The 17261-nt window shown below is 70.6% G+C and carries 15 protein-coding genes; 9 read left to right on the forward strand and 6 right to left on the reverse strand.

All coding sequences use genetic code 11. The features are described 5' to 3' along the window. Window positions 1-186 precede the first annotated feature (186 nt). From EJK15_RS39030 to EJK15_RS39060, 7 genes are all read left to right on the forward strand, one after another. Window positions 187-837, forward strand: a complete 651-nt coding sequence (locus EJK15_RS39030) for an HAD family hydrolase (protein ID WP_338089912.1) — start codon at window positions 187-189, stop codon at window positions 835-837. Between the two features lie 271 nt (window positions 838-1108). Beyond that, a complete protein-coding gene (locus tag EJK15_RS39035; protein ID WP_138715505.1) occupies window positions 1109-1600 on the forward strand; it encodes a cellulose synthase in 492 nt (163 codons plus the stop codon). A gap of 239 nt (window positions 1601-1839) precedes the next feature. Continuing rightward, the gene (locus tag EJK15_RS39040; RefSeq protein WP_138715506.1) at window positions 1840-2832 is read left to right on the forward strand and encodes an ABC transporter permease; all 993 of its coding nucleotides are present in this window, start codon (window positions 1840-1842) and stop codon (window positions 2830-2832) included. A gap of 47 nt (window positions 2833-2879) precedes the next feature. Continuing rightward, window positions 2880-4646 carry an ABC transporter substrate-binding protein gene (locus EJK15_RS39045; protein WP_171074780.1) on the forward strand — a complete coding sequence of 589 codons (1767 nt, stop codon included), beginning with the start codon at window positions 2880-2882 and terminating at the stop codon, window positions 4644-4646. Between the two features lie 83 nt (window positions 4647-4729). Beyond that, on the forward strand, window positions 4730-5743 hold the full coding sequence (locus EJK15_RS39050; RefSeq protein WP_138715507.1) for an ABC transporter permease: 1014 nt from the start codon (window positions 4730-4732) through the stop codon (window positions 5741-5743). Continuing rightward, window positions 5740-6765: an ABC transporter ATP-binding protein gene (locus tag EJK15_RS39055; protein WP_138715508.1), complete on the forward strand. Its 1026-nt coding sequence runs from the start codon at window positions 5740-5742 to the stop codon at window positions 6763-6765. Before EJK15_RS39050 ends, EJK15_RS39055 begins: the two co-directional genes overlap by 4 nt. Further along, window positions 6762-7787 (forward strand): ABC transporter ATP-binding protein, encoded by a 1026-nt coding sequence (locus EJK15_RS39060; RefSeq protein ID WP_138715509.1) that lies wholly within the window; start codon window positions 6762-6764, stop codon window positions 7785-7787. Before EJK15_RS39055 ends, EJK15_RS39060 begins: the two co-directional genes overlap by 4 nt. 21 nt (window positions 7788-7808) lie before the next feature. Here the strand turns inward: EJK15_RS39060 and EJK15_RS39065 are convergent, their stop codons facing one another. The 3 genes from EJK15_RS39065 to EJK15_RS39075 all read right to left on the reverse strand — a co-directional run bounded on the left by EJK15_RS39065 (window position 7809) and on the right by EJK15_RS39075 (window position 10847). Beyond that, a complete protein-coding gene (locus EJK15_RS39065; protein WP_138715510.1) occupies window positions 7809-8492 on the reverse strand; it encodes a response regulator in 684 nt (227 codons plus the stop codon). Continuing rightward, window positions 8489-9664: a sensor histidine kinase gene (locus EJK15_RS39070; RefSeq protein ID WP_138715511.1), complete on the reverse strand. Its 1176-nt coding sequence runs from the start codon at window positions 9662-9664 to the stop codon at window positions 8489-8491. The genes EJK15_RS39065 and EJK15_RS39070 overlap by 4 nt, the downstream gene beginning before the upstream one ends. Window positions 9665-9986: 322 nt before the next feature. Continuing rightward, on the reverse strand, window positions 9987-10847 hold the full coding sequence (locus EJK15_RS39075; RefSeq protein WP_138715512.1) for a RecB family exonuclease: 861 nt from the start codon (window positions 10845-10847) through the stop codon (window positions 9987-9989). Window positions 10848-11029: 182 nt separating this feature from the next. On the opposite strand from EJK15_RS39075, the gene EJK15_RS39080 reads away from it, so the two are divergent. Continuing rightward, window positions 11030-12166 (forward strand): site-2 protease family protein, encoded by a 1137-nt coding sequence (locus EJK15_RS39080; RefSeq protein ID WP_138715513.1) that lies wholly within the window; start codon window positions 11030-11032, stop codon window positions 12164-12166. A 340-nt stretch (window positions 12167-12506) separates the two neighbouring features. Further along, the gene (locus EJK15_RS39085; protein ID WP_138715514.1) at window positions 12507-14039 is read left to right on the forward strand and encodes an FHA domain-containing protein; all 1533 of its coding nucleotides are present in this window, start codon (window positions 12507-12509) and stop codon (window positions 14037-14039) included. Window positions 14040-14148: 109 nt separating this feature from the next. Here EJK15_RS39085 and EJK15_RS39090 read toward each other — a convergent pair whose 3' ends face one another. The 3 genes from EJK15_RS39090 to EJK15_RS39100 form a co-directional block, all read right to left on the reverse strand. Beyond that, window positions 14149-14979 carry an SDR family oxidoreductase gene (locus EJK15_RS39090; RefSeq protein ID WP_138715515.1) on the reverse strand — a complete coding sequence of 277 codons (831 nt, stop codon included), beginning with the start codon at window positions 14977-14979 and terminating at the stop codon, window positions 14149-14151. A 440-nt stretch (window positions 14980-15419) separates the two neighbouring features. Continuing rightward, complete coding sequence (locus tag EJK15_RS39095; RefSeq protein ID WP_138715516.1) at window positions 15420-15917, reverse strand: hypothetical protein; 498 nt, start codon at window positions 15915-15917, stop codon at window positions 15420-15422. 216 nt (window positions 15918-16133) lie between these two features. Next, a complete protein-coding gene (locus tag EJK15_RS39100) occupies window positions 16134-17225 on the reverse strand; it encodes a GNAT family N-acetyltransferase (protein ID WP_138715517.1) in 1092 nt (363 codons plus the stop codon). Between the last annotated feature and the right edge of the window lie 36 nt (window positions 17226-17261).

Genomic DNA, 17261 nt, shown 5'->3' on the forward strand with positions numbered 1-17261 from the left:
CGAGAATGCCGGGCACGCACCGCCGATCGGGGGCCGCGAGGGAGTGCCGTCGTCTGGAGGAGCGGCGGGAGCGGAGCGACCAGAGCGGGGGAAGGCGGCGGCGTATGGCGACCGAGCCGCCGAACGGAGTGAGGCCATGAGCAGGTGGCGGCGTATGGCGATCGAGCCGCCGAACGGAGTGAGGCAATGAGCATGGAAGCCGTCTTCTTCGACATGGACGGGCTGCTGGTCGACAGCGAGCGGGTCTGGCTGGAGATCGAGACCGAGGTGATGGCCAGGCTCGGCGCCCGCTGGACGCCCGAGCATCAGGCCCACCTGGTCGGCGGGTCCATGGAGCGGACGGTCGACTACATGCTCGCCGTGTCGGGCTCCGACGTGCCCGCCGCCACCGTCCGGGAGTGGATGACGGGCGGCATGGTGGCGCGCCTGGCGGCGGGGGTACGCGTGATGCCGGGCGCCGCCGAGCTGCTCGACGCCGTCCGCGCCGAGGGGTTGCCCGTGGGGCTGGTCACCTCCTCGCTCAAGGACATCGCCGACGCGGTGCTCAAGAGCGTCGGCAGGGACCGCTTCGACGTCGTCATCACTGGTGACGACGTCTCCCGTACGAAGCCGGACCCGGAGCCGTACCTGACGGCCGCGGACCTGCTCGGCGTGCGGCCGGTCCGCTGCGTCGTCCTGGAGGACTCGCCGAACGGCGTGGCGGCCGCGACCGCGGCCGGCTGCGCCGTGGTGGCGGTCCCCAGCCTCCTGCCCATCGAGCTGGCGCCCGGCCGCCTGGTGGTCTCCTCCCTCACCGCGGTCACGGTCGCGCACCTGCGCGCCCTCCTCCCGGCCTGACTGAGGCCGCCGCCCTCCCTCACCGAGGCGCCGTCCGTCGCCCAGACCGCCCCCCACCGCCGGGAGAATCCCCGGGCCGCTCCGTGTCGCGGGGAGAACTCCCGGGCCGCTCCGTGTCGCGGGGAGAACTCCCGGGCCGGTCCGCATCCCCGGAGAATCCCCGGGCCGCCCGACCGCCGTCCCCTAAGGGAAAAGTGGTTCCAGCGGAGGAGGCGGGCGGGCGTTCGCGTGCCAGGATGGAGGCAGGAGCCACTACGAGGGGGCGGCAAAAATGGAGACCTTCAACGCGATCGCATGGCTGCCACTGTGTGCCGGGGTGACCGCCGTCGGATTGGTGCTCAGCTTCATGGCGTTCCGCCGCAGGGGAGCGGCGTCGGGGATGCGGATGGCGGCGTGGGCGCTGCTGCCGCTGGCCGCCTATCTGACCGGGGCGCTGCAGGCGGTGTGGACCATCGGCACCACCGTCGTCGGCTTCGTGACGAGCCTGGTGTTCAACCCGATCGTGTGGGCCGGCGTGGCCGTCGCGGGGCTGTCGGTGGTGCTGTTCGTCGTGTCCGGCGTCCTGCGCGGCAGGAAACTGGCCGCCGGCAAGAAGCGGGCCGATTCCGACACTCCCGCGCGGCAGCAGCCCGTTCAGCCCACCGCGAACAAAGCGGCCGCCGCGGCGCAGCCGAAGCCTGCGGTAACCGGCAGGAAAGAGGGCAAGAGCGAGGACGATTTTTCGGACATCGAGGACCTTCTCAAGCGTCGCGGCATCAGCTGAAACCCCGGCCACATCGGGGTTCTGTCACAGTTCCGAGACGCAAACGGAACGTCTCCCGGACATCTCGTTCAAGATCAATACGAATGAGTTTCGCATCAATCACAGATTAGCCACATAGCGGCCTGAGGGACTAGTCATAGCAGCTCAGGCCATAGATTCTGCCTCCTGAGGTCGCGACACGCGGTCTAAAGTCAGTAGACATCAGACAACGTCGTCTGGAATCCAGGGGGCAATTCGGCATGACCGCACCGCTAGACGTTTCCGGTTCCGCCGCAGAAGCGCATCCGGAGTCGGTGCTCGCGGGAGCGGGCAAGGCCATCCAGGGCCGATCCCTCACCGGGATCGCCTGGATGCGGTTGAGGCGAGACAAGGTGGCGCTCACCGGCGGCGTGTTCGTCGTCTTCCTGATCCTCGTGGCGATCTTCTCCTCGCCCATCATCTCCGTGCTCGGCCACCCGCCGCTGGAGTTCCACCAGGATCAGATCGACCAGAGCACACTCCTGCCCAAGGGCGACTTCGGCGGCATGGGCACCGAATACCTGCTCGGCGTCGAGCCGGTCAACGGCCGCGACATCTTCAGCCGCATCGTGGCCGGCGCGGGCATCTCGCTGCTGATCGGCTTCCTCGCCACCATCCTGTCGGTCATCATCGGCACCACGCTGGGCGTCGTCGCCGGCTACTTCGGCGGCTGGGTCGACCAGGTGATCGGCCGCCTCATGGACGTCTTCCTCGCCTTCCCGCTGCTGGTCTTCGCGATCGCGCTGGCCGGCGTCGTCCCCGACAAGGGGTTCGGCCTGGAGGGCAACGGGCTGCGCATCGCGATGCTCGTCTTCATCATCGGCTTCTTCAGCTGGCCCAGCATCGGCCGCATCGTACGCGGGCAGGCCCTGTCGCTGCGCGAGCGCGAGTTCGTCGACGCCGCGCGCAGCCTCGGGGCGCGCCACGGCTACATCCTGTTCCGCGAGGTCCTGCCCAACCTCCTGGCGCCGATCCTGGTCTACGCGACCCTGCTCATTCCGACCAACATTCTGTTCGAGGCCGCGCTCTCGTTCCTGGGCGTCGGCATCAACCCGCCGACCCCGACCTGGGGCGGCATGCTCTCGGAGGCGGTGCGCTTCTACACGCTCCCGCATTTCGTGCTCTTCCCGGGCCTGGCGATCTTCATCACGGTCCTGGCGTTCAATCTGTTCGGCGACGGGCTGAGGGACGCCTTCGACCCGCGCGCGCACTGACCTTCGCCAACGCTCCATCCCCCAACTCACTCACAAGGGGTTAGTCAATGAGAAGGAAATCCGCACTGGCGGCGGCCGCGACAGCGGCGCTCGCCTTGGTGCTCTCCGCCTGTGGCGGCGGAGGTGGCGGCACGCCGCAGCAGCCCGCCCAGTCGGCGACCGGCGGCGCCGCGCAACCCGCGTTCAACGCCGGGCTCACCCAGGTGTTCAACCCTTCGACGAAGAAGGGAGGGACGCTGAAGGCGGCGCACTCCTCTGACTGGGACAGCCTCGACCCGGGCGACACCTACTACGGCTACTCGTTCAACTTCGGCCGCTTCTACTGGCGGACGCTGACGATGTACAAGCCGGGTCCCGGCCCCGAGGGCAACACCGTCGTCCCCGACCTCGCCGAAGGGCTGGGCACGCCCAGCGCAGACGGCAAGACCTGGACGTACAAGATCAAGAGTGGCCTGAAGTTCGAGGACGGCTCGCCGATCACGGCCAAGGACGTGGCCTACGCGGTGGCGCGGTCGTTCGACAAGGAGACCTTCGCGCACGGCCCCTCCTACCTCAACGAGCTGCTCGAGTGGCCGAAGGACTTCAAGGGCGTCTACAAGTCCCCTGACGTCGACTACAAGTCGGCCGTCGAGGCGACCGACGACACGACGGTCGTCTTCCACCTGAAGAAGCCGTTCGCGTCCATGGACTACATCGTCCAGATGCCGATGACGGCCCCGGTGCCGAAGGCCAAGGACACGGGCGCGAAGTACAGGGAGAAGGTCGTCTCCTCCGGCCCGTACAAGTTCGAGACCAACGAGATCGGCAAGCGCTTCGCCCTGGTCCGCAACGACCAGTGGGACCCCGCCACCGACCCGAACCGTCCCGCGCTGCCGGACCGGATCGAGGTCCAGCTCAACGTCAACGCCGACGACCTCGACAACCAGCTCATCGCCGGCAACATCCACCTGGACATCCCGGGCACCGGCATGCAGCCGGCCGCGCTGGGCAAGGTCCTGCCGGACCCGGCGCTGAAGGCCCGTACGGACAACCCGACCATCGCCAGGCTCTGGTTCGTGTCCGTCATCCCCGACACGCCTCCGCTGGACAACGTGAACTGCCGCAAGGCCGTCCAGTTCGCCGCAGACCGCGTGGCCAACCAGACCGCCTTCGGTGGCGAGCTCGCCGGCGGCGAGATCGCGACGAACGTCATGCCGCCGCCCATCGTCGGCCAGGAGAAGTTCGACCTGTACGCGACCCCGGAGAACAAGGGCGACGTGGCCAAGGCCAAGGAGATGCTGACCGCCTGCGGCCAGCCCAACGGCTTCTCCACGACCATGTCCTTCCGCGCCGACCGCCCGCGCGAGAAGGCGCTGGCCGAGGCCATGGAGCAGGCGCTGAGCAAGGTCGGCATCAAGCTCACGCTCAAGGGCTTCCCGGCCTCCAGCTACTTCTCCGAGTACGCGGGTAACGTCGAGTACGTGAAGAAGAACGGCATCGGCCTGGCCACCCACGGCTGGGGCTCCGACTGGCCTGACGGCTACGGCTTCATGCAGGCCATCGTCGATGGCCGTACCATCCGCGCCGCGGGCAACTACAACCTCAGCGTCAAGGTCGACGAGGTCAACACGCTGATCGACCAGGCCTCGGCCGAGCTCGACGCCACGGCCCGCGAGAAGCTGTGGGTCGACGTGGACAAGAAGGTCATGGAGGACGCCTCCATCCTTCCCGTGGTGTGGGCCAAGTCGCTGCTCATGCGCGGCCAGGGCGTGACGAACATCGCCTACAACGAGGGCCAGAGCATGTACGACTACGTGATGCTCGGCGTCGAGTGACCAGGCGAGCTTCGGGGATCTAGCGAAGGCAGGTGAAGGCATGAGTGGCCCACCCCGGCGGGCGGGCCACTCGGCCGGTAGCGGTGCTCACATACATCATCAGACGACTGATCGGCGCGATCGCGATGCTGATCGTGATCAGCATGGTCACCTTCGGCATCTTCTTCGTCGTGCCACAGTGGGCCGGGGCGACGCCCGAGGCCCTCGCCTCGCGGTACGTGGGCCGCGCGGCCACACCCGAGACGGTGCAACTGGTCGCCGAGCGGCTGGGTTTCTACGACCCGGTGGTCGTGCAGTACGGCCGGTTCGTCAAGGGCATCGTCGCCGGCGCCGAGTACGACTACGGCGCGGGGGTCGAGCAATGCCCGGCACCGTGCTTCGGCTACTCCTTCATCAGCGGGCAGCCGGTCTGGCCCGACCTGATCGACCGCATGCCGGTCACCTTCTCGCTGGCCATCGGCGCCGCCTTCATCTGGGTGGTGGTCGGCGTCAGCGTCGGCGTGCTGTCCGCGCTGCGCCGCGGCAGCTTCTTCGACCGGCTGACGATGGGCACCGCGCTGGCCGGCGTGTCGCTGCCCATCTTCTTCACCGGCATGATCTCCCTGGTCGTCTTCAGCTACGGCCTGGGCTGGACCCCGCCGGGCGGCGCCTGGACGCCGATCACGGAGAACCCGGCGCAGTGGGCGTACGACCTGCTGCTGCCGTGGATCACCCTGGCGTTCCTGTTCGCCGCCGGCTACGCCCGGCTCACCCGGGCGGGCATGCTGGAGACCATGGGGGAGGACTACATCCGCACCGCCCGCGCCAAGGGCCTGCGGGAGCGGCAGGTGGTCGTCAAGCACGGGCTGCGCGCCGCGCTGACGCCGATCCTCACCCTCTTCGGCATCGACTTCGGCCTGCTCATCGGCGGCGCCGTGCTCACCGAGACCACCTATACTCTGCCCGGGCTCGGCCAGTACGCCATCCTGGCCATCAGAAACCAGGACCTGCCGCAGGTCATGGGCTTCGTCCTGATAGCCGCGTGCTTCGTGGTGGTCGCGAGCCTGATCGTCGACATGCTCTACGCCGTGGTCGACCCGAGGGTGAGGTTGTCGTGAGCTTCCTTGACGTCAAGGACCTGAAGATCCACTTCCCGACCGACGACGGCCTGGTCAAGTCCGTCGACGGGCTGTCGTTCAGCGTCGAGCGCGGCAAGACCCTGGGCATCGTGGGAGAGTCCGGCTCCGGCAAGAGCGTGACCAGCCTCGGCGTGCTCGGCCTGCACAAGGGCGGCCGCGCCAAGATCTCCGGGGAGATCTGGCTCGACGGCGAGGAGCTCAACGGCGCCTCGGCCGAGTACGTACGCCGCCTGCGCGGCAAGAAGATGGCGATGATCTTCCAGGATCCGCTGTCGTCGATGCACCCCTACTACACGGTCGGCCACCAGATCATCGAGGCCTACCGCATCCACCACGACGTCTCCAAGCAGGTGGCCCGCAAGCACGCCATCGACATGCTCGGCCGCGTCGGCATCCCCGAGCCGGCCGGGCGCGTCGACAGCTACCCGCACGAGTTCTCCGGCGGCATGCGGCAGCGCGCCATGATCGCGATGGCGCTCTCGTGCGACCCCGAGCTGCTCATCGCCGACGAGCCGACCACCGCGCTCGACGTGACCGTACAGGCCCAGATCCTGGACCTCATGCGCGACCTGCAGCGCGAGTTCAACTCCGCACTGATCATCATCACCCACGACCTGGGCGTGGTCGCCGAGCTGTCCGACGACATCCTCGTCATGTACGGCGGCAAATGCGTCGAATTCGGCGCGGCCGAGGACATCTTCTATCGCCCCGAGCACCCCTACACGTGGGGCCTGCTGGGCTCCATGCCCCGCCTCGACCGCGAGCGCACCGAACGGCTCCTGCCCATCAAGGGCTCCCCGCCGTCGCTGATCAACGTGCCGCCGGGGTGCGCCTTCCACCCCCGCTGCCCGTACGCCGAGCGCACCGAGGGCAAGGCCCAGACCGAGGTGCCGGCGTTGGCCGAGACCGAGGGCGGCCACCTGGTGCGCTGCCACATGAGCAGGACCGAACGGCGGAGCCTGTGGGAGAACGAGATCAAGCCAGTGCTGGAGACCCAGTGAGTGAAACCGAACTGCTTCTTTCGGTGCAGAACCTGGAGAAGCACTTCCCCGTGACGAAAGGCCTGTTCAAAAGGCAGGTCGGCGCCGTCAAGGCGGTCGACGGGATCAGCTTCGACGTGTTCAAGGGCGAGACGCTCGGCCTGGTTGGCGAGTCGGGCTGCGGCAAGTCCACGACGGGACGGCTGGTCACCAGGCTGCTCGAACCCACCGGCGGCAAGGTCGTCTTCGAGGGCCAGGACATCACGCACATGAGCCAGGGCAGGCTCCGCCCGCTCCGCCGCGACATGCAGATGATCTTCCAGGACCCGTACTCGTCGCTCAACCCCCGGCACACGGTCGGCGCCATCGTCGGCGCCCCGTTCCGCATCCAGGGCGTCCAGACCGAGCACGGCATCAAGAAGGCCGTCCAGGACATCCTGGAGCTCGTCGGGCTCAACCCCGAGCACTACAACCGCTATCCGCACGAGTTCTCCGGCGGCCAGCGGCAGCGCATCGGCATCGCCCGCACGCTCGCGCTCAAGCCCAAGCTCATCATCGCCGACGAGCCGGTCTCCGCCCTCGACGTGTCCATCCAGGCGCAGGTCGTCAACCTGCTCGAGGACCTGCAGAACGAGCTCGACCTGACCTACGTCGTGATCGCCCACGACCTGTCCGTGGTGCGCCACATCAGCGACCGGGTCGCCGTCATGTACCTGGGCAAAATCGTCGAGATCGCCGACCGCAAGCAGCTGTACGCCTCGCCCATGCACCCGTACACGAACGCCCTGCTGTCGGCCGTGCCCGTGCCCGACCCGAAGGCCCGCAAGGAACGCGAGCGCATCCGGCTGACCGGCGACGTGCCCAGCCCGCTCAACCCGCCGCCGGCGTGCCGCTTCCACACCCGCTGCTGGAAGGCGCAGGAGGTCTGCCGGACGGTCGAGCCGCCGCTGGAGGAGCTGGCCGGCGGCCACCGCGTCGCCTGCCACTTCCCGGAGAACGCCCCCGAGGTCCCGGCCGCCGCGGCGGCGGCCAGGGAAGGCTGACCCAATCGCGCCGGGCCGCGCTCAGGACAGCGCGCCCGGCGTGATCAGCCCCGTCTCGTAGGCCAGCACCACGGCCTGCACGCGGTCGCGCAGTCCCAGCTTGGTCAGCACGTTGCCGACGTGCGTCTTGACCGTCGTCTCGCTCACCACGAGCTTGGCCGCGATCTCCGCGTTGGACATGCCCTTGGCGATCAGCCGCAGGACCTCCAGCTCCCGCTCGGTCAGCCGGTCCAGCCGCGCGGGAGCGGCCTGCTCGTACGCCGACGGCAGCCGCTTGGCGAACCTGTCCAGCAGCCGCCTGGTCACGCTCGGCGCCACGATCGCGTCGCCCGCCGCCACCACCCGGATCGCCTGCACCAGCTCGTCCGGCGGCACGTCCTTCAGCAGGAACCCCGACGCGCCGGAGCGCAGCGCCTCCACGATGTACTCGTCCAGGTCGAACGTCGTCAGCACCAGCACCTTCGGCACGTGCGCCGTCGGCGCCGCCTCCCGCACGATCCTGCGCGTCGCCTCGATGCCGTCGATCCCGGGCATCCGGATGTCCATCAGCACCACGTCCGGCAGCAGCGCCCGCGTCTGCTCCATCGCGTCCTTGCCGTCCCCGGCCTGGCCCACCACCGTGAGGTCGGGCTCGGCCTCAAGGATCAGGCGGAACCCGGTGCGCAGCAGCGGCTGATCGTCCACCAGCAGCACTCTGATCGTCATTGGCCGTCCTTCAACGGGAACCTCGCCCGCACCTCGAAACCGCCCCCCGCTAGCGGACCGATGCTCAGGATTCCACCATAGAGTGCCACGCGTTCGCGAATACCCACCAAACCGTGCCCTGACCGCTTGGAGAGCCCCGACCCGCCGGCCCCGTCGTCCTCCACCCGCACGTCCAGCTCACGGGGCTTGTGCCGGACGGTCACCACCGCCTCCGCTCCTACTCCCGCGTGCCGCAGGCTGTTCGTCAGCCCCTCCTGGATCAGCCGGTACGCCGCCAGGTCCACCCCCGCCGGCAGCGGCCGCGACTCGCCTTCCACCAGCAACCGGGTCGGGAGCCCCGCCTCCCGCATCTGCTCCACCAGTGCCGGCAGGTCCTGCAGGCCCGGCTGCGGGCCCAGCTCGGCCCGGGCGTCGGTACGCAGCACGCCGACGATGTTGCGCATCTCCGTCATCGCCATCCGCCCCGTGTGCTCGATCGCCGACAGCGCCTCGCCCGCCAGCTCCGGATCGGAGGCCAGCACCCGGCGCGCCGCCGAGGCCTGCACGATCATCACGCTGACGTGGTGGGCGACCACGTCGTGCAGCTCCCGCGCGATCCTGGAGCGCTCCTCGGCGCGCGCCGCCCGCGTGTCGGCCGCGTGCGCGCGTTCCAGCCGGTTCGCCCGGTCTCTGAGCTCCTCCAGGTACGCCCGCCGCAACCGCAGGCTGCGGCCCGCGCCCCACACCGCCACCAGCACCACGGCGACCACCACGTGATCGCTCCAGCTCGTCACCCTGATCGGGCCCGCCACGGCGCCGAAGGCGTAGGCCGTGAGCGACACCAGCAGCCCGCACAGCGCCACCGCCAGCCCGCGATGGGACGCCACGGAGAACAGCAGCACCAGCCCGGCCAGGCCGGGCACCCCGCCGCCGTACCCGAACGCGGTCAGCAGCGTCTCCGGCACCAGCCCGGCGCACAGCGCCGCCAGCGGCCACCGCCGGCGCACCGCCAGCGGGACGCAGGCCAGCACCACGAGCGCCGTCCCGAACGCGTCGGGGGCCCGCGTGCCCTCGACGATCAGGCCGTCGATCTCCAGGCGCTCGGCATCGTAGAGCATGAACAGCACCACCGTGGCCGCGGCCACCACCCCGGCTAGGACCGTGTCGTGGAGCCTGGTTCGGTCGATGCGCACCGCTTCACTGTAAGACCAGGTGAGAACCCACAACCTCCTCCCTCGGGAGGATTAGCCCCATACACCCCTTAGCGGCCACGCCCCCTCCAGACCGGACTTCCCGCCCCGACCGGCACATCCAGCACCGGGCTCCTGTCCGGCCCGCCGACCCGCCTCGGACCCGGTCGTCTCCCCTTCCCGGCGGCTGTTCCGCACAGGGCGGCCGCCGCGAGTCGCGGTCCGTGGAGGCGCGGACATCGCGCCGCGCCCACCCGACCTGGGGCGGGCTGCGTGCGGCCCGCTTGTCCCCGGTGCGGGCACCCGGCCGGCGCGCCGGCCGCCCCTACAGCTCGTCGGTGGCCGCGCGCCGGTTGCTGCGGACCGTGTCGCCGGGCTGGCGGTCGGGGACCGGGGGAGGGGTGCCGCCGAACTCCGGGCACAGGGCCTGGTGGTCGCACCAGTCGCACAGCCGGCTCCGCCGCGCCCGCCATTCCCCGGTCTCCAGCGACCGCTCGATCGCCGCCCACAGCGCCATCACCTTGCGCTCGGTGGCCAGCAGGTCGGCCTCGTCCGGCGCGTACCGCAGCACCTCGCCCGCGCCGCCCAGATAGACCAACTGCAGCAGCCGCGGCACCTGCCCGCGCAGCCGCCACAGCACCAGCGCGTAGAACTTCATCTGGAACAGCGCCTTGGCCTCGAAGTCCCGCCCCGGCGCGCTGCCCGTCTTGTAGTCGACCACCCGGACCTCGCCGGTGGGCGCCACGTCGAGCCGGTCGACGTAGCCCCGCAGCATCAGCCCCCCGTCCAGCACCGCCTCCACGTAGAGCTCGCGCTCGGCGGGCTCAAGCCGCGTCGGGTCCTCCAGCGTGAAGTAGCGCTCCAGCATGCCGCGCGCCTGCGCCAGCCACTCGGCCTGCTCGGCGTCGTCGGCGAACATCTCCGCGTATTGCGTGTCCTCGGCCAGCAGCCGCTCCCACTGCGGCTCCAGCAGCTCCAATGCCGACTGCACCGAGCGGCGCGGCGCCGGCAGGTCGTAGAGACGCTCCAGGACCGCGTGGACCACCGTGCCGCGCACCGCCGCCGGCGAGGGTTTCTCCGGCAGCTGATCGATCACCCGGAAGCGGTAGAGCAGCGGACAGGTCATGAAATCGCCCGCCCGGGACGGGGAGAGAGCTCCGATGATCACCGGCTCGGTCAACGTCATGCACGGCACTCTAGGTCACGACCCCGACAGAATAACGCCCGCGGAACGAGGATCACGTGCCACGGCGCGTAACATCAAGGCAGCAACACCACGTACCAATGGGAATTCCGCCATACGGACCGCCGCCGGGCGCGGCCGTCCGGCGAGCGGGTTCCCGCCGGCAAGGACGTACAAGGAGTTCGGTGAGCGAGCAGAGCCCGCGGCGGGAGTTCTCCGGCATTCGGATGGGGAAGCCGTTCGGCATTCCGGTGTACGTCTCATGGACGTGGTTCATCGTCGCCGGCTTCATCACCGTGATGTTCGGGCCCCAGGTGCAGCAGAGGCTGCCCGAGCTCGACAGCACCGCCGCGTACGCGGTGGCGTTCGTGTTCGCGGTGCTGCTTTACGTCTCGGTGCTGCTGCACGAGCTCGCGCACAGCGTCCTGGCCAAGTGGTACGGCCTGCCGGTGCGCAGGATCACCCTCTACCTCCTCGGCGGCGTGTCGGAGATCGAGAAGGAGCCGCCCACGCCGGGCAAGGAGTTCACGGTCGCCGCCGCGGGGCCGGTGCTCTCGCTCGGCCTGGCCGGGCTCGGCCTGGCCGCCGACGTCTACGTGATCAACGACGGCGGCATTCTCGAGGTGCTCGTCTGGCAACTGTGGTTCGCCAACCTCATCGTCGGCGTGTTCAACCTGCTGCCCGGGTTGCCGCTCGACGGCGGCCGGATGCTGCGCGCCGGGGTGTGGAAGCTCACCAAGAACCCCGGCTCCGGCACCATCGTCGCCGCCTGGGGCGGCCGGGTCCTGGCCGTGCTCCTCGTCGTGTTCCCGATCGCGACGGCCCTGACCGGCGAGCAGGAGATCGACACGTTCGGACTGGTGTGGCCGCTGGTGCTGGCCTCGTTCATCTGGATGGGCGCCTCCCAGTCGCTGCGCGTGGCCAAGATCCGCGCCAAGATCCCGCAGGTCGACGCACGGGCCCTGGCGCGCCGGGCGATCCCGGTGACCGCCGAGACGCCGCTGGCCGAGGCGCTGCGGCAGGCCGCCGAGGTACAGGCCGGCGCCATGGTCGTGGTGGACCACGACGGCAAGCCCCTCGCGATCGTCAACGAGGCGGCCGTGCAGGCCACCCCCGAGCACCGCCGCCCCTGGGTGAACGTCGCCTCCCTCGCCAAGTCCCTCGAGCCCACCATGGTGCTCGCCGCCGACCTGACCGGCGAGCCCCTCATCGACGCCATGCGCGAGGCCCCGGGCAGCGAATACCTGCTCGTCGAGCGCGGCGGCGAGATCTACGGGGTGCTCGCCACGGCCGATGTGAACCGAGTTTTCACCGGCGTCTGATTTGTCCCACTCGTTTAAGCGGCGGCCCGCGGATAGGGTCGTGTCCAGCAGTTTCGGGTGGCCGGATCGGACTCCGGCGATTTCTGCGATGCGACGACTGGCCGATAGTGTGCTGTTTGGCCAAACTTGCACAGTTAAGGGGTTTGTTGCGGTCCACCGGTCCACCGAATCGAGACGACAGGGCCGCGGCACGGCCTCGTCGACTGGGTATGCGTATGGCTGGTGGCCAGCACGGCAGTGCGGGTGCCGTAACATCGCCGGCTTCCGGGGAGGAGAGTTGAGTGACCGAGCGCAGCGAGGGCACCAATGAGCGCAGCACGGTCGTCATGAGGGAGGACGCATGACCGACCAAGGCTTCGGAGTGGTGCGTCCCCTTCCTGGAAATGGGCTGGTCGCCTACGTGGGCGGGCTGCTGCTGGTGTGCGACGCGGGCGAGGCCGCCGCGGACGACCTGCTCGAGGCGCTGCGCGAGACGGCCGCGTCCGGCGGCGACGGCAGGGCGCTGGCCCGCCGCGCCGCGCAGGTCCTGGCCGCCAACATGGCGGGCGACCCGGCCACGTGCGCGGTCGCCGGCCCCGTCGGCGGCGGCGTGGCCGTGCTGGTCAGCGGCTCGGCCGCGGCCACGATCGCCACCTCGTCGGGCGAGACGCGGCTGGCCGGCAGCGACTCCCTGACGTGGGCCGACCGGCTCGTCACCGGCACCGTCGAGCGGGTCGAGCTGAGCCTGCCCGGCGCAGGCAGCCCCCATCCCGCCGTTCGCTTCGAGGGCGGCGTGATCCACGGCGGCGGCCTCGTCGGCGACCTCACCGACGAGCCCTCCGCGCCTGCCCCGTCCCGCCCGCTGACCAGCGAGATGCCCGCCACGGCCTTCCACATCGAGGCCGACCTGATCCAGCCGCCGCCCCAGCAGCAGCAACCGCAGCAGGTCGAGCGGCCCCCGTACCCGCTGGCCGGCCAGCCGCCGGTCATGCCGGGCCCGCCCTCAGGCCCGCAGCCCGCGCCCATGGACCAGCCCTCCTACCACTCCCAGGACCAGCCCTCCTACCATTCCCAGGACCAGCAGCCCTACCACTCGCTGGACCAGCCCCCCTTCCACCCGCAGGACCAGCCGCCCTTCCAGCCGCCGCAGGAGCAGCAGGCCCCGCCGCCGTTCGTGCCGCACCAGGAGCAGCCGCCGCCCTACCACCCGCCGCAGGAGCAGCCGCCGCCCCTGCCGGAGCCGCAGCAGCAGTTCCCGTCGTACGACGAGCCGCAGCCCTCCGGCAACGGCGCAGCGGAGCAGCAGGTCCCGCAGCACATGGGCCCGCCCGACCACTTCGACCAGCCCGTGCTCGGCCCGCCCGACCACTTCGACCACCCGGGACCGCCGCCCCAGGAGCAGCAGCCCGACCACGGCGACCGCCCGCTGGTCTACGGGGTCGACTGCAAGAACGACCACTTCAACGACCCCCGCGTGCCCTACTGCGCCGTCTGCGGCATCGCCCTGGTGCAGCGCACCCTCGTCCCCTACAAGGGCCCGCGTCCCTCGCTGGGCGTCCTCGTCCTGGACGACGGGACCGCGCTGCCGCTGGAGACCGACTACCTGCTGGGACGCGACCCGGAGCGGGCGCCCGAGGTGGCCGGCGGCACGGCCAGGCCCGCCAAGGTGACCAGCCCCGACGGGTCGGTCTCGCGCCGGCACCTGCGGGTGGCGCTGGACGGGTGGGACGTCAACCTCGTGGACCTGGGCTCGGTCAACGGCACCCAGATTCAGCCGCCGGGCGACCCCAACTTCTACGACATCCCGCCCAACGAGGCCGTCACCATCGCCCCGGGCACCACCGTCCGGGTGGGCGTCTCCCGCACCCTCCGCTTCGAAGCACACCGGGGGTAGGGCCAGGCGACGTACGACCGCGTCCCCGGGCTTGAGGAGCGTTCCTCACGCCCGGGGACGCGGGCGTTCAGGGGTGAAGTAGAGGGCCTGGGCGCGCGTCCGTGGTCGTTCAGGGGCCGGGTGCGGTCAGGAACTCGCGGGCACCGCGCAGCCGGGTCCGTAGCCGCCGCTGCGTCGCCGTGCAGTCCAGGCGCACGTCGTACGGTCCGGGGAGGGCGGTGCCGGCGCGGCGGCCGGTCGGCAGGCGGGCCGGGTCCAGGCCGTCCCTGCGGGCGATCAGCACCCCCAGCTCGTACCGGCTCACCGCGTCGGCGCCCGCCACGTGCCACATCCCCGGGTCCCCGCGTACCGCCAGCTCCATGAGCGCCGCCGCGAGGTCGGCGACGTGCACGGGACACCTCACGTCGTCGGTGAACAGCACCCCGTCCGCGCGCCCCTTGGCCAGCGCGCGCACGAAGGACTCGTGCGGGGATCCGCCGCCTCCGACGATCAAGGACGTCCGGGCGATCGCGGCGCCGGGCGCGATGGCCCGGACCGCCGTCTCGGCCGCCGCCTTCGCGGCCCCGTACGGGCTGACCGGGTCGGGCACGGACGTCTCGTCGTAGCCGGGCGCTGAGCCCGAGAAGACGGCGTCGCTGGAGACGTGCACCAGCCGCCCGCCCGCCTCCGTGACGGCCAGGGCGACGTGCGCCGCGCCGTCCGCCGTGGCCGTCCAGTCCGCCTGGCGGTACGCCGCGTTGATCGTCACCTCTGGCCGGAACGCGCCGGCGACCGCGGCGGCGTCCGCACGAGAACGCACGTCCAGAGGCAGCCACGCGACTCCCGGACACGTTCCCGGCCGGGTGAGGTAGGTCGCGCCCACGTCGTGACCCGACGCCGCGCACAGCCGCAGGAGCTCGCCGCCGAGAAAGCCGCTCCCGCCGACGATGAGAACCTTCACGAATCGCCAACCTACTTCAATGCCGCCCCCGCCGAACGGCCTGTTCCCTTAGCCCATCATGACACAAATGGGACATAACTCCGCGAGGCGTCTCTGACCATGATCGCGGCGTCGGCCGAAAAGGCGGTCGCCGGCCGATTCCGGAAGGGCGGAGCCTCCATGGAGAGGGCCGCCGGGCCGGGCCGAGGTCCGGAATGGCCGGGAACCAGGGCCTGACGCCGCCGGGCGCGGCGCGGGGGGAGAGGCGGCGAAAGGACGCATTGCCGCCTTTTAAGTAAAATTATCTTGACTGACCGATATAAATTGTTAAATAGCCGGAAAAGCATCATAAATGGTGCCGTGGAGCCGGTATTCGACCGGCATTAAGCGGGGAATTCCAGCCCGTCAACCGGCCGACCTTTTCTGTGTGATCCGGACGGCCCCAATCGGAGCGGACGCGGCTACGCCGGTCGGAAACTCCGTACGCCCCGTAACAGACGTACCGCCGCCTCCAGCCCGCTGGCCGCCTCCAGCGCCCGCCCGGCCGCCGTCGCGAACCGGCTCAGCAGATGCTCGTCGCCGTCCCCGAACCCGCGCCCCGCGACCCACACGAACGTGTGGTCCCGCGCAACCAACGGCACCGGAGTGGCCAGGAAGCCCGGCTCGCCCACGGTCGTGTCGTGCGCCAGCCGCACCGTCTCGGCCGACAGCGTCAGCTCCTTCAGCACCCCGGATTCGGCCAGCCAGCGCCGCACGCGCAGCGGGTCCCCTGGAGGGGCGTGCACGTGGAGCGAGAGCGCCTCCTGCCGCAGCGCGTCCACGCGTACGAACCCCGCGTACGCGGTGCCCGCGACGGCGGCGGCGGCGCGCGCCAGCCGATCGATCAGGTCCGCCGCCTCCAGGCAGGAGAACGCGGCGACGAGTTCGCGCATGGCGACATCGGCACGGTTGTATGGCATCGCGGTGATCCCTCTGGCGGTGGCGGGAGAGATCGCGCAACCCGATCGCGCGACACTCTAGTGCGGGTGCCCCGACTATCACCCCCGACGCCGCCCTTGACTAGCCCTCAACAGGAAATTGGGATTTTTGCCCATTTCGGTCCGCGGACCGGGCGCGCCGTATGGGCCGCCGCCGGTACCACGACGACGGACGCGGCACGAGGGCTCAGGGGCGCGCTAGGACGGCCGCAGCCGCGCCCACGCCACGTCGTCGACCCGCCGGCCGCCGGGCTTCGGGAACAGCTCCCGGTGCACTCCCTCCTTGCTGAACCCGGCCCGCTCCAGCACCCGGTGCGAGGCGGTGTTCCCCACCTCGGTACCGGCCACGATCCGGTGCAGCGCGGTGTTCGCGAACGCCCAGTCCGCCAGCAGGTTGACCGCCCGCGTCATGAAGCCCTTCCCCCGGAACGCCGGCACCAGCGAATAACCGATCATCGCCTGCCCCAGCGACGGCAGCACCTGCGTCAGCTGCAGATGCCCCGCGAACGCCCCGGAGGCGGCGTCCCTGATGGCCAGCTCGATCCGCTGCCCCGACACCCACCAGTACCCGGTGTACCGGCACCGCCGCTCGTCGTCCGCCAGCGTGCTCGCCGGCGCCATCGAGTAGGCCGCGACGGTCGGGTCGGCCAGCATCCGGTGGAAGTCCCCGGCGTCCTGCACGGCCAGCGGCACCAGCCGCACCACGCCGTCGGACAGCTGACCGCCCTCGAAGAACGGCAGGTACGGCGCCCCCGAGGCCACCGCGTCGCCCCGCAGCCTGCCGAAGGCCACCATGTCGACGTAGCGCCCGTCGCGCAGCCGCTTGGCGTCCCGCCGCAGCCCCTCCTCGAGGAAGCCAGCCTTGTACGCCACCCGCAGGCTGGCCACGTTCTCCACCGCGGCCTGCAGCTCGACCCGGCGCACCCCGTGGTCGAACAGCCAGTCGGGCACCGCCCTGGCGGCCCTCGCGGCCACGTTCTTGCCCCGGGCCCACGGCGCCACCAGGTAGCCGATCTCGGTCACGCCCCAATGGTCCGGCGGCCGGGCGGAGATGGAGCCCACGTATTGGCCGTTCTCGGTGATCGCGAACTCCGCGCCGCCGCCCTCCCACTTCGCCTCGGCCATGTCGAAGTAGTCGCGGGCGTCCTGCGGCCCGTACGGCGAGGGCAGCAGCGGGAGGAACCAGGCCGTCACGGGATCGTTGCACGCCTTCACGATCGCCTCGGCGTCCCCCGCCACGGGAGGCCGCAGAATCAGGGGGCCGGTGGAGATCACGTCGCGCGGGAGCATCCCCCATAGATATCGCGCGTACGGACGCGCTGGAAA

Source organism: Nonomuraea basaltis (genome assembly GCF_005893125.1).
Lineage (GTDB): Bacteria > Actinomycetota > Actinomycetes > Streptosporangiales > Streptosporangiaceae > Nonomuraea > Nonomuraea basaltis.

Bases quoted from the DNA above. Each gene is read 5' to 3' on its own strand.
- EJK15_RS39030 (WP_338089912.1), top strand. From the start codon at position 187: ATGAGCATGGAAGCCGTCTTCTTCGACATGGACGGGCTGCTGGTCGAC.
- EJK15_RS39035 (WP_138715505.1), top strand. From the start codon at position 1,109: ATGGAGACCTTCAACGCGATCGCATGGCTGCCACTGTGTGCCGGGGTG.
- EJK15_RS39040 (WP_138715506.1), top strand. From the start codon at position 1,840: ATGACCGCACCGCTAGACGTTTCCGGTTCCGCCGCAGAAGCGCATCCG.
- EJK15_RS39045 (WP_171074780.1), top strand. From the start codon at position 2,880: ATGAGAAGGAAATCCGCACTGGCGGCGGCCGCGACAGCGGCGCTCGCC.
- EJK15_RS39065 (WP_138715510.1), bottom strand. From the start codon at position 8,492: ATGACGATCAGAGTGCTGCTGGTGGACGATCAGCCGCTGCTGCGCACC.
- EJK15_RS39075 (WP_138715512.1), bottom strand. From the start codon at position 10,847: ATGACGTTGACCGAGCCGGTGATCATCGGAGCTCTCTCCCCGTCCCGG.
- EJK15_RS39085 (WP_138715514.1), top strand. From the start codon at position 12,507: ATGACCGACCAAGGCTTCGGAGTGGTGCGTCCCCTTCCTGGAAATGGG.
- EJK15_RS39095 (WP_138715516.1), bottom strand. From the start codon at position 15,917: ATGCCATACAACCGTGCCGATGTCGCCATGCGCGAACTCGTCGCCGCG.
- EJK15_RS39100 (WP_138715517.1), bottom strand. From the start codon at position 17,225: ATGCTCCCGCGCGACGTGATCTCCACCGGCCCCCTGATTCTGCGGCCT.